Source organism: Hymenobacter guriensis, assembly GCF_015773195.1.
Taxonomy (GTDB): Bacteria; Bacteroidota; Bacteroidia; order Cytophagales; family Hymenobacteraceae; genus Hymenobacter; species Hymenobacter guriensis.
This window is the reverse complement of sequence record NZ_JADWYK010000001.1, coordinates 451,904-472,697: the sequence shown is the minus strand read 5'-3', so window position 1 is coordinate 472,697 and position 20,794 is coordinate 451,904. Positions and strand designations below refer to the sequence as shown.

Genomic DNA, 20,794 nt, shown 5'->3' with positions numbered 1-20,794 from the left:
CGTGGGCTGCCAGCCGGTGCTGGCAGCTGCAGGCTTCAATTAACTTTTCCAGCTAATGGCTAACAGCGCTGACAAAAAACGCATTCTGATTACCGGGGGAGCCGGTTTCTTGGGTTCCCACCTATGCGACCGGTTCCTGGCCGAGGGCTACCACGTTATTGCCATGGATAACCTGATTACGGGTGACCTGGCTAACATCGAGCACTTGTTCGGCAAGGAGAGCTTCGAGTTTCATCACCATGATGTGTCGAAGTTTGTGTTCGTGCCAGGCAAAATCGACTACATTCTGCATTTCGCTTCCCCGGCTTCGCCTATCGACTACCTGAAAATTCCTATTCAGACGTTGAAGGTGGGCTCCTTGGGAACTCACAACCTGCTGGGCCTTGCCCGCGTGAAGGGAGCCCGCGTCCTTATCGCCAGCACCTCCGAAGTATACGGCGACCCTGAAGTTCATCCGCAGGTAGAAGAGTACTATGGCAACGTAAACCCGGTAGGACCGCGCGGCTGCTACGATGAAGCCAAGCGTTTTCAGGAGGCCATTACCATGGCCTACCACAACCACCACGGGCTGGAAACGCGCATCATTCGCATCTTCAACACCTACGGCCCGCGCATGCGTCTCGACGACGGCCGTGTACTGCCGGCTTTCCTGAGCCAGGCGCTGCGGGGTGAGGCCCTGACGGTATTCGGCGACGGCTCGCAGACACGCTCCTTCTGCTACGTAGATGACCTTGTGGAGGGAATCTACCGGCTGCTGCTGAGCGACTACCACCTGCCGGTCAACATTGGTAATCCTTCGGAAATAACCATTAAAGAGTTCGGGGAGGAAATTGCCCGCCTAACTGGCGTAGAGTTCAAGCCCGATTATCGCCCCCTGCCCACCAACGACCCGTTGAAGCGCCGGCCGGACATCACCAAAGCCAAGGAAATCCTGGGCTGGGAGCCCAAAGTCGACCGGGCCGAAGGCCTGCGCCGGACGCTGGAGTACTTCAAAAAGAGTATCTGATTGTTGTTGTAAAACAACGGTTATCTGTTCCTGAATACGTTTTCCGGAATAAATAACGTAGAGTGTAGCGTGCTAAATGATCATTTAGCACGCTCTTTAGTGCCTTGACCTTTCTCAAATGAATACTGGAATCGTAAACCGTAGTATCGAGAGTATCCAATACTACCTTAGCCACTCTCAGAAGCGGGAAGCCGTCGGGATGTTTCTGCTGCTGCTATTTGCTTCGTTTCTTGATGTAATTGGTTTAGCTGCCTTGGTGCCCGTCATGATGGTAGCGGGCGAACCAGGCGGAATTCAAAAAAATGAAATAATATTTAGTATTTATAATTTCTTAGGTATTGAGTCGGAAAAGATTTTCCTTGTTCTGTTGATTGTTGGTATTTTTATTTTTTTTCTGGCAAAAAATGCTTTTTCTACCTGGGTAAGTTATTTGCAAACCCGCTTTACTGCCAGAGTTGGTCTTTCCGTTGTGAAGAGCCAGATGTATAAATATTTGCATTTTCCTTTCTGGCATTTCACTGATGTTGGCTCTGCGGCACTGGTAAACAGTACAATTACAGTTCCTACTTACTATGTTATAGGTATTGTTCGTCAAATATTTATCCTCCTGTCAGAAATTTGCATTGTCGTAGTTATTGTAGTTGGTATTTTTATTTATAAACCGCTTTTGCTGGTTATTCTCGGGCTGGTATTGTTTCCCGCTACGTTTCTTGCCTACCGGGCACTGCGCGTAAAGTCGCAAAGAATAGGAAGCAAGCTCAATGTGCTTCGCCCTGCTACAATGGGTATTGTAAACGAGTTATTTTCCGGCTACGTGGAATTGAAGCTGGCCAACAAGCAAAAACATTTCAGTGATTCGGCAATAGAAAAGCAGCAAAATATTCAGGTTCTTGAAGCAGAGGCATATTTGTACACGCTGCTACCGCTGAAGCTAATTGAAATGGTAGCTATATTAGGAGTTATTACCATATTCCTGTATGCTATCCTAATCGCGCCGGACTCAACCAGCCTTATCTCCCTAGTAGGGCTTTTCGCAGCTGCTGCTTACCGGCTTATGCCCTCGGTGAACCGGATTCTTACGGCTATGCTGCAACTAAAAACCAGCCAGTACACTATTGAGGCATTGGAGAAATTCCGAGGTGATGAGTATGTTGAGGCCCCTCACCCACAGCAGCTACCCTTACGGTTTGAACAGTCATTATCATTTCAGAATGTAAACTTCAGCTTCCCTGGCGCTGTCCGGCCTACACTTCAGGATATAAATATTGATATAAAAAAAGGAGAAAAGATCGGGTTTATAGGCAGCTCCGGCTCAGGAAAAACCACGCTGATGAATATTCTGCTGCGTTTTTATACGGAGCAGAGCGGGCATATAGCCATTGACGGTGAGCGACTAACAAGCCAACATTTACAGGCATGGCATAAAATTATCGGCTATGTAAAGCAGGATACCTTCTTAATGGAAGCTTCGATAAAGGATAATATTACTTTAGGAGAAACCGACGTAGATGAGGAGCGTTTGCAATACGCTATAGAGCAAGCCTCCTTACAAAGTTTTATAAAAGGCCTACCCGAGGGTGTTAATACCTATATAGGGGAAAGAGGGTCTAAGCTGTCCGGTGGGCAACGGCAGCGTATCGGTATAGCGCGCGCTATGTATAAAAAGACCGAAATATTGGTGCTTGATGAAGCCACGAGCGCGCTTGATAATGAAACCGAACGGGAAGTAAATGAAGCTATCAATAAACTTTCGCAAACGGATATCACCATATTAATAATTGCTCACCGCATTACCACCCTGCGTGAATGTGACCGGATATACGAGTTGAATGAAGGTAAAATCATTGCGGAGCATCAGTACGAATCTTTGATTCGTCGGATTGTATAAAGCAAGCTTCGATAGTATAAACAGGTAATTTCAAATCCAATGCGCATAGCTTTCATTTCCTTAATGGCAAACGCACCGTGGGGTGGAAGCGAAGTGCTATGGAGCAATACTGCTGCCTATGCTTTGGAGCAGGGCCATGAGGTTTTTTTTTCGGCCTTTGAATGGCCCTCACCGCATGCAAATATTAATAAGCTTATCCAAAAGGGTGCAGTGTCCTATTTCAGGCCTCATCCTACGTTGAAAACAAGGCTGATCAATAAGCTATATAAGGCTGCTAAAGTAAGTTCTCCTGAAGTTGCCGCTATTAAAAAATTCAACCCCGACGTTATCCTCTTTAACCAGGGGGGGGCTTATACCTTGAGGTATTGGCCAGAGCTACTTGCCTTCGCTAAAGAAAATGCCATTCCTTACCATCTTATTTGTCATTCATACAATGAGGTGGTAACATTTGCTGAGAAGCAACAAAAATTTATAGTCAGCATATTCGAAGGAGCAGTTAAGGTATTTACGGTATCGCTTCAACAGAAGGCAATAATTGAAAGACAGCTAGCTCATAGCATCACCAATAATATTCAGGTTTCAAACCTGCTCAACTTACCGGCAGAATACCCTATACCATTCCCTGCAACCACAATAGATGTACCGCAACTGGCTTGCATCGGGAGCCTGACGATTCTTGCCAAGGGGCAGGATATTCTCTTTGAGGCATTAAGCTCCAAAAAATGGAAAGACCGTCCCTGGCAACTTAACTTATTTGGGACCGGACCAGATTTGGATTACCTGAAACGATTAGCTTCATTTTATCGGATTGATGATAAAGTAAAATTTCGGGGGCACGTAGCGAATATGGCAGCTATATGGGCAGAATGCCATCTGTTAATTGTTCCTTCACGAATTGACTCCGGGCCAATGGTTGTGGCCGAAGCTATGATTTGTGGGAGGCCTGTAGTATCTACACGAGTAGGTATTGTTCCAGAATGGATTACTTCTGGTGACACTGGTTACATTGCAGAGGGCATAACTTCCCACGCGCTGGATCAGATACTGGAGGTTGCATGGAATGATAGATACAATTGGCAGAAAATCGGCCAACAGGCGTCAATTTTTGGCAAAAATAAAATGGCAGCTAGTCCGGTAGAGCTATTCCTGGATCAGCTATTAACTGCTGAAAATCTGTAAAAACCTTTCTCATCGGAATATAAAACTGGCCAAATGGTAACTTTTGTTGGACTAGCTCATAGTCGTGAAATCGAGTATCAAAGGATAGTTATGTCTATGCTGAGTCTGTATGCATGGACTGAAAATGCATCAGATAAAATAAGTTTTATCTTATATACTGATAATGAGAAGTATTTTGAGCCTTATTTCAAGGATATACAGATAACCTTTGTAAACCTAACACCTGAAGTATTAGCCGATTGGAAAGGCAAGGATAACTTCATGTTTCGTGTCAAAGTTAAAGCTATCCAGGATGCCACAATAAAATATCCTGATAATGATGTTTTGTTTTTGGATTCTGATACATTTTTGTATACTGATAGTGGGCCGTTATTGGCTATGTATGGGCAAGATAAAACAATTCTGTACGCTAGGGAATATTCATTTAATGAAGCAGTGTCGAAAGGCGGAAGAAATAGCTCCTTATTTCTTCCAGTTATAAAAAATAATAAAATCAGAATCCAAGGCCTTGAGTTTGAATTCTCTGGAAATAACTATTCTTGGAATACAGGAGTTATTGGTTTTAGTCATAAAAACTTAAATTTAATAGATTTGTCTTTGGAACTTACTGATTATTTGTATGAACGAGTAAAAGTGTTTGTAATAGAGCAATATTCGTTTTCGTTGATATTTCAGACTCAAACAAATGTACAGGCTTCCGATAAATATGTATATCATTACTATTCGCGGAAAAAACCTGTGGACGAATATGTATTAAAGTTTGTTTCTGAAGTTGTTCAATTGAATGATTTGAATAACAAAAAGATATTTGTGAAAAAATTTACTGCGGATTTGTTTGAAAAAATTAAAACAAATCCTCAATGGGAAGATAGGCCTGTTCTAATGGATAAAATAAAGCTGCTTATCGAAAGAAAAGGTGATGTAAGAATACTAAAACATGTTTTGTCTATTATTAAAAATAAATTACTAATGAGATACTAGAGAGGTGCTGCTGCCTTTACTAAATAAGTATAAACTGCGCCTGACAAAATTTTCTATGAGCCCTTCTGCAAAACCAAGAGTTTTGTTCATCTCCTACGATGGCATGACGGATCCTTTGGGTCAGTCACAAGTACTGCCCTATTTGGTTGGCTTATCGGCAAGAGGGTATGAAATTACTTTGCTTTCGACCGAGAAAAGGGAACGGTATACCCAGCATGCCAAGACCATACAGGACATTACAAGCCAGGCGGGCATTCGTTGGGAAACTATATTCTTTACCAGCAACCCGCCGGTCTTGGCTAAGTTGTATGACCGATATCAGCTAAGAGCAAAAGCGGTTGCGTTGCATAAACAGCACCGGTTTGATATGACGCACTGCCGTAGCTATGTGAGTGCGGAGGTAGGCTTATATCTGAAGCAGAAATTTGGTGTAAAACTCCTGTTTGATATGCGTGGCTTCTGGGTAGATGAACGTGTGGAAGGAGGAATGTGGAATTTAAAAAACCCTGTATACCGTCAGGCTTACCGGAATTACAAACAAAAGGAAGCCGCGTTTATAGCTGCGTCCGACGGCATTATTAGCTTAACGGAAAACGGTAAAAATGAGATGCTGACCTGGCCTAGCTACCGCCAGGCGCCCATTTCCGTTATTCCGTGTAGCGCTGATTTCTCCGTATTCCCATTGGTAACCAAACAGGCCCGCCAGGCTTCGCGCAGGACTTTGGGGCTGCAGCCAGAGGGCTTGGTGATAAGCTATTTGGGCTCAATTGGCGCGTGGTATTTGCTGGATGAAATGTTGCAGCAGTTTGCTGCTATCAAGCAGCAGTATCCGGCGGCCAAAATGCTGTTTGTTACGCAGGAGCCGCTGGCCGAAATACTGACGGCCGCAGCAAAAGTACCCGGGCTACAGGCCGATGACTTCTTAGTGCGGCCGGCTACCCGCACAGAGGTTCCTGGTCTGATTGCAGCTTCGGATGTGAATCTGTTCTTCATCAAGCAGAGCTATTCCAAAAAAGCCAGTTCCCCAACCAAGCTGGGCGAAATCCTGGCTATGGGCCTGCCAGTTATCTGCAACGATGGCGTTGGCGACGTGGCCGGCATTATCGAGCAAACTGGCGGCGGCATTGCGCTTTCCAATCTTAACGTCGCGGAATTCGACAAGGCGGCCCTGGCCATTCCCAGCCTGTTGGCTAAGGATGGTGGTGAAATCCGGGAGAAGGCCCAGCAGTATTATGATCTGGATAACGCCATTGCCAGCTATTATGCTATGTATCAGCAGCTGTTGCAGAAGTAATACGACGTAGCAATGAATGGCTGAGAAAGGGCTGTATAGGTTGCCTCCCTAGCCAGGGAAGGCCGGCTACCCCGATGCTACGACCCCGAGCCCACTATGAGCCGACATTGCCGTATCTTTAGGGCTTACAACGCAGCCATTTTGCCGTTCATCCATGCGGATTCTTTTTATTGTGCCTTATCCGCTGGGTAAAGCACCTTCCCAACGTTTTCGGTTCGAACAGTACCTTAGCTATTTAACCGCCGCCGGCCATACTTGGCATTTGGCTCCCTTCCTGTCCGATTATACCTGGTCCATTCTATATAAGCCGGGGCATGTAGTTAGCAAAGTAGCGGGTATTCTGGCTGGTCTATTCCGCCGTTTTCTGCTGCTGTTTACGGTCTCCTCCTACGATTTTGTATTTATTCATCGGGAAGCCGCACCTATTGGCCCGCCGGTTTTTGAGTGGATTATTGCCAAGGTTCTTCAAAAGAAGATCATATACGACTTCGACGATGCCATCTGGATGAAAGATCCGGCCGGGGAACAAACCTTCATCAGCCGTCTTAAGTGGCAGCAGAAGGTTGGGCAGATCTGCCGGTGGGCGTACAAGGTCAGCTGTGGCAACGCCTACCTGCGCGACTACGCGCTGCAGTTCAACGCGCACTCTTTCATAAACCCCACCACGCTGGACACGGAGAACCTGCACAACCAAATCCGTGACCAGTACCTGTCGGGGCGGCCTATTATCGGTTGGACGGGCACACACACTACCCTCCGGCACCTAGATTTAATCTGGCCGGTGCTGGAACGCTTGGAGCAAGAGGGCTACGACTTTGAGTTTCGGGTGATTTCCAACCAGGGCCCCGAGTATGCCGGCCTCCGGAATTTTCGCTTTACGCCCTGGAACAAGGAAACAGAAATTGCCGATCTGAGCCAGTTCAACTTGGGACTTATGCCGCTGGTGGACGACCCCTGGGCCAGAGGAAAGTGCGCGTTTAAGGCGCTGCAGTACATGTCGCTAGGAATGCCTGCGCTGGTTTCCCCGGTTGGAATGAATACGGAAGTGGTACAGGATGGTCAGAATGGCTTTGTGTGCGACACGCCGGAGCAATGGTACAACGCCTTGCGCGAGCTGCTGGCCAGCCAAGACCTGCGCGCTAAGCAGGGAGCCGCTGCGCGCCGCACTATTGTGGAGCGCTACTCCGTGGTATCGAACAAGGAGAACTTTTTGAGGCTGTTTAGTTAGCCAATGACGGTCATGACACAGCAAGTACCGCAACAAGAGCAGGAAAAAGGCCGCTTCGTCATTTCCCTCGACTTCGAGATAAACTGGGGCGTGCGGGACCAGCAAACCCTGGCGCAGTACGGGCAAAACCTGTTGGGGGTGCGTCAGGCTATTCCGGCTATGCTGGCTTTGTTTGAGGAATTCGGCCTGCGTGTAACGTGGGCGACGGTAGGCCTGCTGTTTTTTCGGACCAAGCAGGAAATGCTGAGCCATTTGCCCGCCATCCGCCCTGATTATGTGGATTCCAACCTGTCGCCCTACCTGGTGATGGACCAGGTCGGCCCCGACGAAGCCACGGATCCGTATCATTTCGGGTATTCCCTGATTGAGAAGATTCGGAGCACTCCGGGCCAGGAAATGGCAACCCATACCTTCTGTCACTACTACTGCCTGGAGCGCGGCCAAACAGCCGAGTCGTTCCGGGCCGACCTGGAAGCTGCCGTGCAGACGGCGCGCGAGCAGGGAATAACATTGCGCAGCCTAGTATTTCCCCGCAATCAGTATAATGCCGAGTACATTTCGGTTTGCGAAGAACTCGGCATCACCAGCTACCGGGGCAATGAAAGCTCCTGGATTTACAAAGAGCGCAACGAAGAGCAGCAGAGCCTGTACAAGAGGGGCGCCCGCCTGCTCGACGCCTATCTGGACCTTTCCGGCCCCAACTGCCACTCGCTGACGGATATCGCCCGGCAGTTTCCGTACAATATCCCCGCCAGCCGGTTCCTGCGGCCCTGGTCGGGGCGTTTGCAGGCGTTGGAAGGCTTGCGTCTGCGCCGTATTCTGCAGGGCATGGAGTATGCGGCCCGCCACGGACAGGTTTTTCATCTGTGGTGGCACCCGCACAATTTTGGGGCAAATATTCCGCAGAATATGGCAGTCCTGCGGCGTATTGCCGAGCATTACCGCAAGCTGCAGCGCACCTATGGCATGGTTAGCCAGTCGATGGGGGATCTGGCAAGCGAGCTGCAGCAGAACAACCCCAGTACTTCCGTTGTATGATGTCCACCAAGAAAATTGTAATCCTGGCGGGCCCAGGCGAATCTACCGACATATTGTTTCACGCGCTGGATGCGGAATTCGGCGTGCACCGCATTATTCTGGAAACGCCCGTCAGCCAACAGCAGCTCCTGAAGCGGCGGACCGAGAAACTGGGCTACGCGAAGGTCGCCGGCCAGATTCTATTTAAACTTTTGATAGCGGGTCCGCTGGCCAAAACGTCCGGTAAGCGCCTGCAGGCTATCAAGCAGCAGGCTAACCTCAACGACCGGCCTTTACCCGAGGACCGGGTGATGCGGGTGCCTTCGGTGAATTCGCCGGAGTGCATTGCGCAGCTGCAGGCCCTGAAGCCCGATGTGGTGGTAGTGAATGGCACGCGTATCATCGCCAAAAAGGTGCTGACCAGTGTGCCCTGCAAGTTTCTGAATACCCACGCCGGCATCACCCCGCTCTACCGCGGCGTACACGGCGGCTACTGGGCGCTGGCCAACAACGATGCCGCGCACTGCGGTGTATCTGTGCACCTGGTGGATGCCGGTATTGATACCGGTGGCATTATCGCACAGGCGCTGATCAGCCCAACGCCCGAAGATAATTTCGTAACGTATCCGCTGCTGCAGCTTGCTGCCGGCCTGCCGCTGCTTAAGCAGGCCATCCGTGACGTGCTCCGGGGCGAAGTGAAGCTGCAGCCCGCACCAGCCGGCATTTCGCGGCTCTGGTCCCACCCAACGCTGACCGAGTACCTAGCCAACCGCCGTGCCGGTACGCGCTAGCACGCGTGACCTTGGGTAACTGGGATGTGCAACCAACACAACCCCTATCCAGCCGTTAGCGCATAGCTATGCGGCGAGCTACCCGCGGCTTGGCTGCGGGCTTGTCTTCCAGGCTAATATTGCGCATGATATACAGTCCGGCTACGTAAAAGGGGATAAGCGGAATCTTGTAGCGTACAAGCGTGCCGAAATTATTTGAGATAATGCCCACTGCAGCTCCAAAAACCAGAGCAAATACAAAACACAGCACCAGCACGGGGGTACGCGCAATAGTGGTAAAGAAGCGCACGATACCTACGTTAAACAGAATGCGCAGGGTGAACAGCAGAAAAAAGGCTGATTCCAACGCAGATAGGAGCATAATAGCGTTGCGTACTTCCCACAGAAACGGACGAAACAAGGATACAACTACTGCTTTAGGCGCTAGTTTTAGCATGCCGCCAATAGTGCCATCCTGCTCACCCAAGGTGTACACAGAGCCTTCTTTTTGAATAGAGCGCCGATAAAGGTAATCGGCCGTGATCTTGCTTTTCTCCCCAATCTTATCGATGTCATACTGGGAGTCGCCGGCCGTGAGGTTCTGCATGGCAAACAAAGCTACGCCGGCCCCAATAGCCAATAGAAACGGTTTTGCAATCATGCGAAGCGTCTGGTTTTTAATTCGCTGGCTGTTTTCATTGAATACCCAAAGCAGGGCTGGCGGTAAAAATGAAAGTAGAATATATACTTTCGTTGTATATACCAGATAAGCGGAAAGCACTCCGATAATAAGGGATTTAAATATGCGCTTTTTCTGAATAGCCCCTTGATAAAAGCCATAAAATACCCAGCCTAATGCCCCTAGGCAAATTGAGTCTTTCATAAGCCCGGAACCCCAGAAAAAAACAGATGGTATAAAGAAAACGGCAATGGCTAACTGCTTGTATACCTGCGGCCGTATTTTAGCAAATGTGATAAACATTGCCCACATACCGCTGAAGCTGAGGCAGGCAAACATCAGACTTACAACCGTATAAGTGTTGAAGCAAAATAAGCCAAGTACCGTTGCTATTCGGATGACAACCAGTTCTTCTGAGCCAGGCTTCCACCAGAACATTCGGGAGGTATACTTGGTAAACTCAGGTAGCCGCTCTCCATTACTTGTTAATAATTTCAACCCCAGCGTAAAAGAGTCACCAAAGGCTTCATACATAATAGTAGAATGACGGAAATAGTTAAATGTGTCTCCTCCATGATAATAAAACTGATAAATCAACCCCAGAGCCATTGCGCCCACTAGCTTTACACTAAGGGCAGGAATAAAATAGTTGCGGGTGTAAATATTGGTTACTCGTGGCCGTATGGCAAAGGCAAACAAATAGATCAACAATAAAAAGATAGGCGTTAACAGCAGGTCTTTGGTATACATAGGCCGCGCCCTATTTCTTGTTCTTTTTCAAATACGCCACCGCCTCGCGGTATTGCTCCGTTTTGTGGCTTGCTGTTTCCTGTACTGTTTTATAGTACCGAATAGCTGTTTTCGAATCCTTGGCCTTATCTGCCATCCGCGCCAGGTTCACGTTGGAGTAGATATAGAAGCCGCCCTCTGTGTCGCCGGTCGTTTCGGCAAAGACGATGCAGCGCTGAAAATAATCCTGCGCTTTCTGCATATCCTTGTACTTGGTCTGCATCAGCCAGCCCAGGAAGTAAGTGGCGTAGCGGCCGCTAATGGCCTCGTAGCCCGGCATGCCGCGGTTGAGCTTATCCAGGATATCCTTGCTTTGCCGCTCCAGTTCCACAAACTCGCCTTCGTGAAAGCAGAGCAGCGCGAAGAACCGCTGGAAGTAGGCATTGTCGGGGTAGGTTTTGGCCAGGTAGCGCGCTACTGGCAGGGCAGCGGCTGAGTTGTCTTCCTCGTTGGTGAGGATGCGCATGAGAAAGGTTTTCGCCTCCGACCCCGTGTAGAAGCCATTATCGGCCACATTGCGCAGCTGCTGAAGTCCCAGTTTACGATTGCCCTTAGGGAAAAATAGTAGCACGGGACGCAGCAGCGGGTAGTTTTCCGAAATCCAGACGGCATAGTAGTTGAACAATGCCTGTCCGAACAAGAACTCCGGGCTCAGTCCATTGGCTTCCTGGCTTTTCTCGAGGTAATCGAGGGAGCGTTTGCTGCTGACGGTGGCTTTGCGCCAGTTTTTGCGCTCTGCGTTCAGGCGGGCATCAAACCCGTAAGCGGCCGAGAGAAAAAAGCAGGCTTCATAGTTTTTGTCGTCCTGCTCATACAGCTTCTCGCCTTTTACCACAGCCGTATCCATGTAAGCAAAAAACGTTTTATCGTATTGCTTGGTCTGAATATTGGTCGGCACAATCTTCCACCAGGTGCTCAAACCTAGTAAGAAGTAGGGCATGGGGTGGTTGGGGTAGCGCCGCCGCAGGGAGCGGAACTGCTTTTCGGCTTTGTCGAACTTGAAGTTGTACAGATTATCGACCGCGCCGCCCAGCTCCAGTTGGATATCCTTGTCGAGCAGCAGCCACCCCTTGGTATCCACGGCGCCGGGGGCCACATCTACGTTTTCCAGCTGAATGTTGCGGATCGGGTCGGTTTTGCGCGTGGTATCGGGCTGCTGGGCCTGCGCCAGGGCCGGACCACTGAGCAGAAAAAGCACCAGAAAAAAGCGCAAAAGATTCACCATAAAGCAGCGGGAATAAGCCTGGACCCCGATAGGAGAGCTGCCGGACCAAACTAGGCTAGAAAGACGAAAGTAGGACAATTATGCTAGATTTGGACAGCTAAGGCAAAGACATGCAGTTACTTCATACGTTGTGCCGGCTTGCGGCACCGGCCGGCAACGAAGCCAGCTTATCCCATTTCGTGCAAAGGTACGTCACCGAGCAGAAAGCGTCCTGGCGCGTACAGCCCAAGATGCTGGTGGGAGCAGAGTTTCAGGATTGCATTTTGCTGGTATTTGGTACGCCCCAGACGGCCATTTTTGCGCATCTTGATTCCATTGGATTCACCGTTCGATACGGCCAGCAGCTAGTGCGCATTGGAGGCCCTGCTGTGCAAACCGGTTACCGCCTAGTAGGAGAAGATGCCCAGGGGCCTATCGACTGCACGCTAACAGTTGATGAACAAACCGGTGCATTAAGCTATGAGTTCAACCGGGAGATAGAGCGTGGCACGGAGCTCACCTTCCACTGCGACTTCCGCGAAACCGAAACCACCGTGCAAAGCTGCTACCTCGACAACCGCCTCGGGGTCTGGAACGCGCTGCGCCTGTGCGAAACGCTGGAAAATGGGATTATAGCCTTTTCCTGCTGGGAAGAGCACGGCGGCGGCTCGGTGGCTTACCTGGCAAAATATATTTATGAGCACTACGGCGTCAGGCAGGCCCTTATTTCCGATATCACCTGGGTAACGGAAGGGGTACAGGCGGGCCAGGGCGTGGTCATTTCCCTGCGCGACTCCCTGATTCCGCGCCGCGCTTACGTCGACCGGATCCGGCTTCTGGCCCGGGAGGCTGGCGTGGCGCATCAGCTGGAAGTGGAAGGCAGTGGCGGCTCCGATGCCAAGGAACTGCAGCACGGCGCCCAGCCCTGGGACTGGTGCTTTGTGGGGGCCCCTGAGGAACACGTGCATACGCCCGACGAGCTCGTCCATAAAGCCGACATCTATAGTATGCTGCGGCTATATCAGGTGCTGCTGGAGAAACTGTAGACCGGCCGGATGCCGCAGAAAATTGGCTTTTGCGGAATAACCTCTATTTTACAGCCCATTACGCCTTTCCTCTCTTTCCCACCACAACCTTCTTCACCGCTTTCTATGACCCCATTTCTTTACGTAGTACCTGCGCTGGGTGTGCTTGCCCTCCTGTACACGTGGTTGCGCTCTGGCTGGGTAAGCCGTCAGGATGCCGGCGACGAGCGAATGCGCACTATTGCCGGCTATATTGCTGATGGGGCCATAGCCTTTCTGCGGGCCGAGTATAAGGTGCTGGCGTTGTTTGTGTTGATTGCCAGCGCCTTTCTGTTCTACCTGGGCAGCACCGGCGAAAAGTCCAGTCCCATTATCGTCATTGCCTTCATAATCGGGGCGGTTTTTTCGGCGCTGGCGGGCTATATCGGGATGAAGATTGCCACCAAAGCCAACGTACGCACGGCGCAAGCGGCTCGGACCTCTCTGAGCCAGGCGCTGAATGTGTCGTTTTCGGGGGGCTCCGTAATGGGCATGGGCGTGGCCGGGCTGGCGGTACTGGGCCTGGGCTCTTTATTTATTGCGTTCTACCAGATGTTCGTGCTCAACCACGGCGGCGGTGCCAATGGCATTGAGATGGAACGTGCCCTGGAAGTACTGACCGGATTTTCTCTGGGCGCCGAAAGCATTGCCCTGTTCGCCCGGGTGGGCGGCGGCATCTACACCAAAGCGGCCGACGTAGGCGCTGACCTCGTGGGGAAAGTGGAAGCCGGCATTCCGGAAGATGACCCCCGCAACCCCGCAACCATTGCCGACAACGTGGGCGACAACGTGGGTGACGTGGCCGGCATGGGTGCTGACCTGTTCGGGTCCTACGTGGCTACCATTCTGGCTACCATGGTGCTGGGCCGCGAGGTAGTAGCTACCGGCGACCAGTTCAACGGTCTTTCGCCCATCCTGCTGCCCATGGCCATTGCCGGGTTGGGCATCGTGGCCTCGCTCATTGGCATTCTGCTGGTGCGCGTAAAGGAAGGCGGCAACGTGCAGGGCGCTTTGAATACCGGTAACTACATATCCGTAGCAGTATCGGCGGTGGCCTCGTACGCGCTTATCAAGTGGATGATTCCCTCCGGCTCATTGCTGATTCGGGGAGTTACGTTCACGGCTATGGACATTTTTTATGCCGTGGTCGTCGGGCTGATTGTGGGCATCCTGATGAGTGTCATCACCGAGTACTACACGGCTATGGGCAAGCGGCCCGTGCTCAGCATTGTGCGCCAAAGCAGCACCGGCCACGCCACCACCGTTATTGGCGGCCTGGCCATCGGCATGGAATCTACGGTGCTGCCGATTATCGTGCTGGCCGCCGGTATCATTCTCAGCTACGAGTTTGCGGGCCTCTATGGCGTGGCTATTGCTGCCGCTGGGATGATGGCCACCACAGCCATGCAGCTGGCCATCGACGCCTTTGGTCCTATTGCCGACAACGCCGGGGGCATTGCCGAAATGAGCGAACTGCCCAAGGAAGTACGCGAGCGAACCGATATTCTGGACGCCGTGGGCAACACTACCGCCGCTACCGGCAAAGGCTTTGCCATTGCCTCGGCTGCCCTTACCTCCCTGGCGCTGTTTGCCGCCTTCATGGGCACGGCCAACATCACCTCCATCGACATCAGCAATGCCCGTGTGCTGGGTGGCCTGTTCGTGGGCGCCATGATTCCGTTTATCTTCTCCGCGCTGGCTATTTCGGCTGTGGGGCGCGCAGCTATGGCTATGGTGCAGGAAGTGCGCCGCCAGTTCCGCGAAATTCCGGGCATTATGGAAGGTACCGGCCGGCCGGAGTATGAGAAGTGCGTGGCCATTTCCACCCAGGCTGCTATTCGCGAGATGATGCTGCCGGGCGCCATTGCCATCATCGTTCCGGTTATCGTAGGCTTCACTTTCGGACCCGAAGTGCTGGGCGGTACGCTGGCCGGCGTAACGGTATCCGGCGTGCTGATGGCCATGTTCCAGAGCAACGCCGGCGGTGCCTGGGACAACGCCAAGAAGTCGTTTGAGAAAGGCGTGCTGATTGATGGCGTGATGCAGTACAAAGGCTCCGATGCCCATAAAGCCTCCGTAACCGGCGACACCGTGGGTGACCCGTTCAAGGATACTTCGGGCCCGAGCATGAACATCCTCATTAAGCTCATGAGCATCGTGTCCCTGGTTATTGCACCCCATATTGCCGCTCCCAACGCTACGCCCCTGCGCGGGGTGGCCATGCCCCAGCCCATCGAAAAAACCGTGGAGAGTCTGCGCCCCAAAGTGCGCTACGCCGACCTCGCCCCCGATGCCGCCCGCTTCATCCTGACGATGATTACCGAAGGCCGGTAGGGTTGAGAATGTGCTTCGATTCGCTAATGTGCTGATCTGTTAATGACCAAACGCCGTTCTGGCGGGCCACGCGACGCTGTGCGGCCTGAGCCCCGTGCCAAGCCCTGAAATGTGAAAGCCCCTGGTGTGCAGACATCAGGGGCTTTCTGCTAAAAAGGAGCCGGGCCCTACCAGGAGGGATGGTGTCGCGCCTCGCCATAACTCAATCTCCACATTTGCACATTCAATCACATTTCCCACATTAGCACATTAGCGAAGCACATTCAACCAGATAAGCTACCTTTGGCCTCGCTTTCGCCCCGCTACCAACCCCCGCGCCGAATGACGCCACCCACCATTACGCTGCACGACAAACAATTTGCTCCTTATTTGTCGGCCGCGCAGCTCCAGGATTCCATTGGAGAGCTGGCCGCCCGCCTCAATCAGGACTACGCCGGCAAGCAGCCGCTGTTTGTCGCCGTGCTCAATGGCTCGTTCATGTTTGCGGCCGATTTGCTCAAGCAGCTGCATATTCCCTGCGAAATCACCTTTATCCGGGTGGCCTCCTACGTAGGCACCGGCAGCACCGGCAAGGTGCAGGAGGTGATGGGCCTGTATGAAAGCCTGACGGACCGCCACGTGGTGCTGCTGGAAGACATTGTAGATACCGGCCACACTATGCGCATGCTGCTCGATACGCTGGGAGCACAAACCCCGGCTTCCCTGGAAGTCGCCACGCTGTTCCTGAAGCCCGAGTGCCTGCAGCATGAGCTGGACCTGCGCTACATCGGCCGGGAAATACCCAACGACTTCATCGTGGGTTACGGCCTCGACTACGACGGCCTCGGCCGCAATTACCCCGATGTGTACACCGTCGTGTAGCGTTGGGGTCTGACAAAAGTCCATTGAACTGCGTACACCGGCCTTTGCCCGCGAAGTAGTATCTTTCCTCTCCGCCCACGTTTACCTTCCCGCGAAACCACTCGCTCTATGTTGAATATCGTGCTCTTCGGCCCCCCCGGCGCCGGCAAAGGAACGCAAAGCCAGAAACTCATTGCCCGCTACAACCTGGTGCACCTCTCTACCGGCGACCTGCTGCGCGCCCAGATTGCGCAAGGCACGGAGCTGGGCCTGCGCGCCAAAAAGCTCATGGATGAAGGCTTGCTGGTGCCCGATGAGGTGGTAATCGGCATGATTGACTCGGCCCTGAAAGCCAACAAGCAGGCGGCCGGCTTCATTTTCGACGGCTTCCCGCGCACAGTGCCCCAGGCCGAAAGCCTCGATGCCCTGCTGGCCCAGCACGACACCAACGTATCGTGCATGGTGGCGCTGGAAGTAGCCGAGGAAGAGCTGGTGACACGTTTGCTGGAGCGCGGCAAAACCTCCGGCCGCCCCGACGACCAGAACGAGGAGAAAATCCGCAAGCGCGTGACGGTGTACAACACCGAAACGGCCCAGGTAGCCGGCTACTACGCCCAGCAGCAAAAATTCCACGCCCTCAACGGCATTGGCGCCATCGACGACATCTTCGCGCAGATCTGCGGCCTCATCGACCAGCACCAGCCCGCCGCCCCGGCCAGCAGCCACCAGGCTACCGACGAAGTAAAAGCGTAACTTTGCCGCTGTAAACAGCGCATTTGTCTGTCATCCTGAGCGCAGCGAAGGATCTGAGTAAAGCAAGCCCGCACCGTGGCCGTGTTTTCAGATCTTTCGTTGCGCTCAGGATGACAGCTGTTTTTTAAATAACTCCGATTAAGGAAGAAGAAGGAAGAGCAATCCAATTCTTGATTCTTAATTCCTAATTCAACCGAAGTGGCTTCCAACAACTTCATCGACTACGTTAAAATTAACTGCCGCTCGGGCAAAGGCGGGGCGGGTTCGCACCACTTTTTCCGGGCCAAGGGCCTGCCCAATGGTGGCCCTGATGGTGGCGATGGGGGCCGGGGCGGCCACATCATTCTGGAAGGCAGCTCCCAGCTCTGGACGCTGCTGCACCTGCAGTACCAGAAGCACCTGATTGCCAAGCCCGGCGAAAACGGCGGCGAAAACCTGCGCACCGGCGCCCAGGGCGACGACATCATCATTCAAGTACCGTTGGGTACCGTGGCCCGCGACGCCGAAACGGGGGAGAAGAAGCTCGAAATCACCGAAGACGGGCAGCGCCTCATCCTTACGCCCGGCGGCCGGGGCGGCCTCGGCAACGACCACTTCAAGTCGGCCACCAACCAGGCCCCGCAGTACGCCCAGCCGGGCGAGCCGGGCATCGATGAGTGGGTGATTCTGGAGCTGAAGCTGCTGGCCGACGTAGGCCTCGTGGGCTTTCCCAACGCCGGCAAAAGCACGCTGCTTTCCGTGGTATCGGCCGCCAAGCCCAAGATTGCCGATTACGCCTTCACCACGCTCACGCCCAACCTCGGCGTGGTGGCTTACCGCGACTACAAGTCCTTCGTGATGGCCGATATTCCCGGCATCATTGAGGGCGCGGCCGAAGGGCGGGGGCTGGGCCACCGCTTCCTGCGTCACATCGAGCGCAACTCCATCCTGCTATTCATGATTAGCTGCGACTCGCCCGACATCAACGCCGAATACCAGGTGCTGCTAAGTGAGTTGCAGCAGTTCAACCCCGAACTGTTGGACAAGCAGCGCCTGCTGGCCATTACCAAAGCCGACATGCTGGACGAGGAGCTGGAAGCCGAAATCCGCGCCACGCTGCCCACCGACCTCCCCACCATCTTCATTTCCAGCCTCACGAATAAGAACATCCAACAGCTAAAAGACTTGATCTGGCAGACGCTGCACAAATAAATAGCTGTGAACTGATGAAGACGCTGTTGAAAGTATTAATTGCTTTATCAATCCTTTGGCCACTCAGCGGCTTTATACTTTTGTTCATATTCTATGTCATAATTGCGCTGGAACCAGTATGGCCATTATTCTTCGTTGTTTACAAACTATGTACATTTTTACTCCCAATCCTGCCTGCATTTGTATTGTATTCACAGTTGCGTAAGGATGTTGTGAGTGAAAGTAATGCGGTTGAATATGCGGCGGTTAGCTGGCTAACCTGTTATAGCCTGTTGAGTGTTTGGTGGACGATAATTCTTCAAACGAAGTACAATGTAGCCGCTGTACGCCAACTGGGATATTGGCCATATTTCGCAGCGGTATTGATTGCCCTGTTATTCGCAACAGTGGTTTTTCGCCTAAAGAGTTGGTATTACAACCGTAGTATAAAGCAGAAAAGCCAGTTTTAAGTTGAAAGGGGAAAGCACTTTGACTCTGTGCCAAACTGGCAGCCCTAACCCCTTTGGCAAACTCCTTGCGCCCGCAGGGTGCCCAACGGCGAATCCCGTGAAAAACCCCTTCCGACGATATTTTTCGAAAATGGCTGACGAACAAAACCTGCCGCAAGACGACAACCTGACCGGCAACGCCGACCACGTAGCTGGCGAAATGACCGAGGAAACCACCGGTCCCGGCGAAGCTACGGCCTCCGAGGGTGCGCCCCATGCCACCGGCTCCAAAACCGACGCTGAGCTGGCCGACCTGAAAGATAAATACCTGCGCCTGGCTGCCGAGTTTGAGAACTACAAGCGCCGCACCACCAAGGAGCGCGCCGACCTGTTCAAAACCGCCAATCAGGAACTGATGGTGGCGCTGCTGCCCGTGCTCGACGACTTCGACCGGGCCCGCCACCATACCAAGGACACCGAAGACGCCAACGCCGTGCGCGAAAGCGTAGACATCATCTACAACAAGCTCCAGAAAACCCTGAGCCAGAAAGGCCTAGTGACGATGGAAGCCAAGGGTGGTGATTTTGACCCCGAACTGCACGAAGCCATAACCCAGATTCCGGCTCCTTCGGAAGACCTGAAAGGCAAAATCGTGGATGAGGTGGAGAAAGGCTACTCCCTCGGCGACCGGGTAATCCGCCACGCCAAGGTGGTGCTGGGAAGCTAGTATTGAGTAATAGGTATTGGGTAGTGAGATGCGTCTCGTTTTAAGCTGCCTAACTCCTCACTCAATACTCAATACATAATACTCTGTACTGAGAACATGGCAACGAAGCGAGATTTTTACGAAATACTGGGCGTAGCCAAAAACGCTTCGGGCGACGAGATTAAGAAGGCTTACCGCAAGGTGGCCATCAAGTATCACCCCGATAAAAACCCCGACGACCCCACCGCCGAAGACAAGTTCAAGGAGGCGGCCGAGGCATACGAGGTACTCAGCGACGAGCAGAAGCGCGCCCGCTACGACCGGTACGGCCATCAGGGCATGGGCGGCAACGGGGGCGGCCCCAACATGGAGGACATCTTCTCCCAGTTCGGCGACATATTCGGGGGCGGCGGCTTCGAGGGCTTCTTCGGGGGCGGCCGTGGCCAGGGCGGGCGGCGCGTGCGCAAAGGCTCCAACCTGCGCATCAAGCTCAAGCTCGACCTGGAAGAGGTAGCCAATGGCGTGGAGAAGAAAATCAAGGTGAAGCGCTACGTAGCCTGCAACACCTGCGCCGGCACCGGCGCCAAAAACGGCACCGACCTCAAAACCTGCCAGACCTGCCAGGGTCAGGGCCAGGTGAAGCGCGTGGTACAAACCATGCTGGGCCAGATGGTAAGTGCCTCTACCTGTCCCACCTGCGAGGGCGAAGGCAAAGTAGTAACTAGCAAGTGCGACGTGTGCCACGGCGAAGGCCGCCAGTTGCACGAGGAAGTTATTCCCATCAACATTCCGGCGGGCGTGGCCGAGGGCATGCAGCTGAGCATGAACGGCAAAGGCAACTTCCCGGAGCGCGGTGGTGTGCCCGGCGATCTGCTCATTCAGATTGAGGAAGAGCCGCACGAAACGCTAAAGCGCGACGGCAACAACATCATGTTCGAGCAGTACATTTCGTTCGTGGATGCAGCTCTGGGTGCCAATCTGGAGGTGCCCACCATCGAAGGCAAAGTGAAGATTAAGGTGGAGCCGGGCACCCAGCCGGGCAAAATCCTGCGCCTGCGCGGCAAGGGCATCAAGGACCTGAACGGCTACGGCCGCGGCGACCAACTGATCCACCTCAGTGTGTGGACGCCCAAAAACGTGACCAACGAAGAGCGGGAGCTGCTCGAAAAGCTGCGCGACGCCCGCAACTTCACACCCAACCCTGGCAAAAACGAAAAGGGATTCTTCGAGCGTGTGAAGGAGTATTTCCAGTAGATGAAAACCACGGATTCCGGCGGATTTTTCGGAGTGCGCGGATTTTGTGGACGATTATTCTCAAGCCCGCCTTTCCTGATAGGGGAGGGCGGGCTTTTTCGTGTGCCGGAACTAACAGAATGTAGGGTACCGGGTATACTACAATAACCGTTATGCTTCATCTAGCGTCCGCACAGCCGAAGCATCTGT

Annotated in this window: 18 protein-coding genes; 16 read left to right on the top strand and 2 right to left on the bottom strand. The window is 52.7% G+C overall.

Translation table 11 applies throughout. The features are described from left to right. The first annotated feature begins 55 nt into the window (after positions 1-55). The 8 genes from I5L79_RS01990 to I5L79_RS01955 all read left to right on the top strand — a co-directional run bounded on the left by I5L79_RS01990 (position 56) and on the right by I5L79_RS01955 (position 9,384). Positions 56-1,006: a UDP-glucuronic acid decarboxylase family protein gene (locus I5L79_RS01990; RefSeq protein ID WP_196953336.1), complete on the top strand. Its 951-nt coding sequence runs from the start codon at positions 56-58 to the stop codon at positions 1,004-1,006. A gap of 199 nt (positions 1,007-1,205) precedes the next feature. Next, positions 1,206-2,894, top strand: a complete 1,689-nt coding sequence (locus I5L79_RS01985) for an ABC transporter ATP-binding protein (RefSeq protein WP_196953335.1) — start codon at positions 1,206-1,208, stop codon at positions 2,892-2,894. Between the two features lie 39 nt (positions 2,895-2,933). Next, positions 2,934-4,073, top strand: coding sequence for a glycosyltransferase family 4 protein (locus I5L79_RS01980; RefSeq protein ID WP_196953334.1), 1,140 nt, complete (start codon positions 2,934-2,936; stop codon positions 4,071-4,073). A 33-nt stretch (positions 4,074-4,106) separates the two neighbouring features. Beyond that, on the top strand, positions 4,107-5,054 hold the full coding sequence (locus I5L79_RS01975; protein ID WP_196953333.1) for a hypothetical protein: 948 nt from the start codon (positions 4,107-4,109) through the stop codon (positions 5,052-5,054). Positions 5,055-5,109: 55 nt separating this feature from the next. After that, complete coding sequence (locus I5L79_RS01970) at positions 5,110-6,348, top strand: glycosyltransferase (RefSeq protein WP_196953332.1); 1,239 nt, start codon at positions 5,110-5,112, stop codon at positions 6,346-6,348. A 262-nt stretch (positions 6,349-6,610) separates the two neighbouring features. Continuing rightward, on the top strand, positions 6,611-7,576 hold the full coding sequence (locus tag I5L79_RS01965; RefSeq protein ID WP_231402679.1) for a glycosyltransferase family 4 protein: 966 nt from the start codon (positions 6,611-6,613) through the stop codon (positions 7,574-7,576). 12 nt (positions 7,577-7,588) lie between these two features. After that, positions 7,589-8,614: a polysaccharide deacetylase family protein gene (locus I5L79_RS01960; RefSeq protein WP_196953330.1), complete on the top strand. Its 1,026-nt coding sequence runs from the start codon at positions 7,589-7,591 to the stop codon at positions 8,612-8,614. After that, entirely contained in the window at positions 8,611-9,384 is a 774-nt protein-coding gene (locus I5L79_RS01955; protein ID WP_196953329.1) for a formyl transferase, read from the top strand. Before I5L79_RS01960 ends, I5L79_RS01955 begins: the two co-directional genes overlap by 4 nt. 55 nt (positions 9,385-9,439) lie before the next feature. Here I5L79_RS01955 and I5L79_RS01950 read toward each other — a convergent pair whose 3' ends face one another. Together I5L79_RS01950 and I5L79_RS01945 are read right to left on the bottom strand one after the other, a co-directional pair. After that, entirely contained in the window at positions 9,440-10,792 is a 1,353-nt protein-coding gene (locus I5L79_RS01950) for a hypothetical protein (RefSeq protein WP_196953328.1), read from the bottom strand. A 10-nt stretch (positions 10,793-10,802) separates the two neighbouring features. Further along, the gene (locus tag I5L79_RS01945; RefSeq protein ID WP_196953327.1) at positions 10,803-12,056 is read right to left on the bottom strand and encodes a tetratricopeptide repeat protein; all 1,254 of its coding nucleotides are present in this window, start codon (positions 12,054-12,056) and stop codon (positions 10,803-10,805) included. 110 nt (positions 12,057-12,166) lie between these two features. On the opposite strand from I5L79_RS01945, the gene I5L79_RS01940 reads away from it, so the two are divergent. From I5L79_RS01940 to dnaJ, 8 genes are all read left to right on the top strand, one after another. Continuing rightward, the gene (locus tag I5L79_RS01940) at positions 12,167-13,081 is read left to right on the top strand and encodes a M20/M25/M40 family metallo-hydrolase (RefSeq protein ID WP_196953326.1); all 915 of its coding nucleotides are present in this window, start codon (positions 12,167-12,169) and stop codon (positions 13,079-13,081) included. A gap of 105 nt (positions 13,082-13,186) precedes the next feature. Beyond that, positions 13,187-15,433 (top strand): sodium-translocating pyrophosphatase, encoded by a 2,247-nt coding sequence (locus I5L79_RS01935; RefSeq protein ID WP_231402677.1) that lies wholly within the window; start codon positions 13,187-13,189, stop codon positions 15,431-15,433. A 321-nt stretch (positions 15,434-15,754) separates the two neighbouring features. Further along, positions 15,755-16,294: a hypoxanthine phosphoribosyltransferase gene (gene hpt, locus I5L79_RS01930; protein ID WP_196953325.1), complete on the top strand. Its 540-nt coding sequence runs from the start codon at positions 15,755-15,757 to the stop codon at positions 16,292-16,294. A 108-nt stretch (positions 16,295-16,402) separates the two neighbouring features. Next, positions 16,403-17,026: an adenylate kinase gene (locus I5L79_RS01925; RefSeq protein ID WP_196953324.1), complete on the top strand. Its 624-nt coding sequence runs from the start codon at positions 16,403-16,405 to the stop codon at positions 17,024-17,026. 198 nt (positions 17,027-17,224) lie between these two features. Beyond that, a complete protein-coding gene (gene obgE / locus I5L79_RS01920; RefSeq protein ID WP_196953323.1) occupies positions 17,225-18,217 on the top strand; it encodes a GTPase ObgE in 993 nt (330 codons plus the stop codon). A gap of 14 nt (positions 18,218-18,231) precedes the next feature. After that, positions 18,232-18,666, top strand: coding sequence for a hypothetical protein (locus tag I5L79_RS01915; RefSeq protein ID WP_196953322.1), 435 nt, complete (start codon positions 18,232-18,234; stop codon positions 18,664-18,666). 130 nt (positions 18,667-18,796) lie between these two features. Beyond that, positions 18,797-19,372, top strand: coding sequence for a nucleotide exchange factor GrpE (locus tag I5L79_RS01910; protein WP_196953321.1), 576 nt, complete (start codon positions 18,797-18,799; stop codon positions 19,370-19,372). A gap of 96 nt (positions 19,373-19,468) precedes the next feature. Further along, a complete protein-coding gene (dnaJ, locus tag I5L79_RS01905) occupies positions 19,469-20,605 on the top strand; it encodes a molecular chaperone DnaJ (RefSeq protein ID WP_196953320.1) in 1,137 nt (378 codons plus the stop codon). Positions 20,606-20,794 lie beyond the last annotated feature (189 nt).

What these genes read in the sequence shown, in the direction of transcription:
- I5L79_RS01990 (WP_196953336.1), top strand. Translation starts at nt 56, where the DNA reads ATGGCTAACAGCGCTGACAAAAAACGCATTCTGATTACCGGGGGAGCC.
- I5L79_RS01985 (WP_196953335.1), top strand. Translation starts at nt 1,206, where the DNA reads ATGTTTCTGCTGCTGCTATTTGCTTCGTTTCTTGATGTAATTGGTTTA.
- I5L79_RS01980 (WP_196953334.1), top strand. Translation starts at nt 2,934, where the DNA reads ATGCGCATAGCTTTCATTTCCTTAATGGCAAACGCACCGTGGGGTGGA.
- I5L79_RS01975 (WP_196953333.1), top strand. Translation starts at nt 4,107, where the DNA reads ATGGTAACTTTTGTTGGACTAGCTCATAGTCGTGAAATCGAGTATCAA.
- I5L79_RS01970 (WP_196953332.1), top strand. Translation starts at nt 5,110, where the DNA reads ATGAGCCCTTCTGCAAAACCAAGAGTTTTGTTCATCTCCTACGATGGC.
- I5L79_RS01960 (WP_196953330.1), top strand. Translation starts at nt 7,589, where the DNA reads ATGACACAGCAAGTACCGCAACAAGAGCAGGAAAAAGGCCGCTTCGTC.
- I5L79_RS01955 (WP_196953329.1), top strand. Translation starts at nt 8,611, where the DNA reads ATGATGTCCACCAAGAAAATTGTAATCCTGGCGGGCCCAGGCGAATCT.
- I5L79_RS01950 (WP_196953328.1), bottom strand. Translation starts at nt 10,792, where the DNA reads ATGTATACCAAAGACCTGCTGTTAACGCCTATCTTTTTATTGTTGATC.
- I5L79_RS01945 (WP_196953327.1), bottom strand. Translation starts at nt 12,056, where the DNA reads ATGGTGAATCTTTTGCGCTTTTTTCTGGTGCTTTTTCTGCTCAGTGGT.
- I5L79_RS01940 (WP_196953326.1), top strand. Translation starts at nt 12,167, where the DNA reads ATGCAGTTACTTCATACGTTGTGCCGGCTTGCGGCACCGGCCGGCAAC.
- I5L79_RS01935 (WP_231402677.1), top strand. Translation starts at nt 13,187, where the DNA reads ATGACCCCATTTCTTTACGTAGTACCTGCGCTGGGTGTGCTTGCCCTC.
- hpt (WP_196953325.1), top strand. Translation starts at nt 15,755, where the DNA reads ATGACGCCACCCACCATTACGCTGCACGACAAACAATTTGCTCCTTAT.
- I5L79_RS01925 (WP_196953324.1), top strand. Translation starts at nt 16,403, where the DNA reads ATGTTGAATATCGTGCTCTTCGGCCCCCCCGGCGCCGGCAAAGGAACG.
- I5L79_RS01915 (WP_196953322.1), top strand. Translation starts at nt 18,232, where the DNA reads ATGAAGACGCTGTTGAAAGTATTAATTGCTTTATCAATCCTTTGGCCA.
- I5L79_RS01910 (WP_196953321.1), top strand. Translation starts at nt 18,797, where the DNA reads ATGGCTGACGAACAAAACCTGCCGCAAGACGACAACCTGACCGGCAAC.
- dnaJ (WP_196953320.1), top strand. Translation starts at nt 19,469, where the DNA reads ATGGCAACGAAGCGAGATTTTTACGAAATACTGGGCGTAGCCAAAAAC.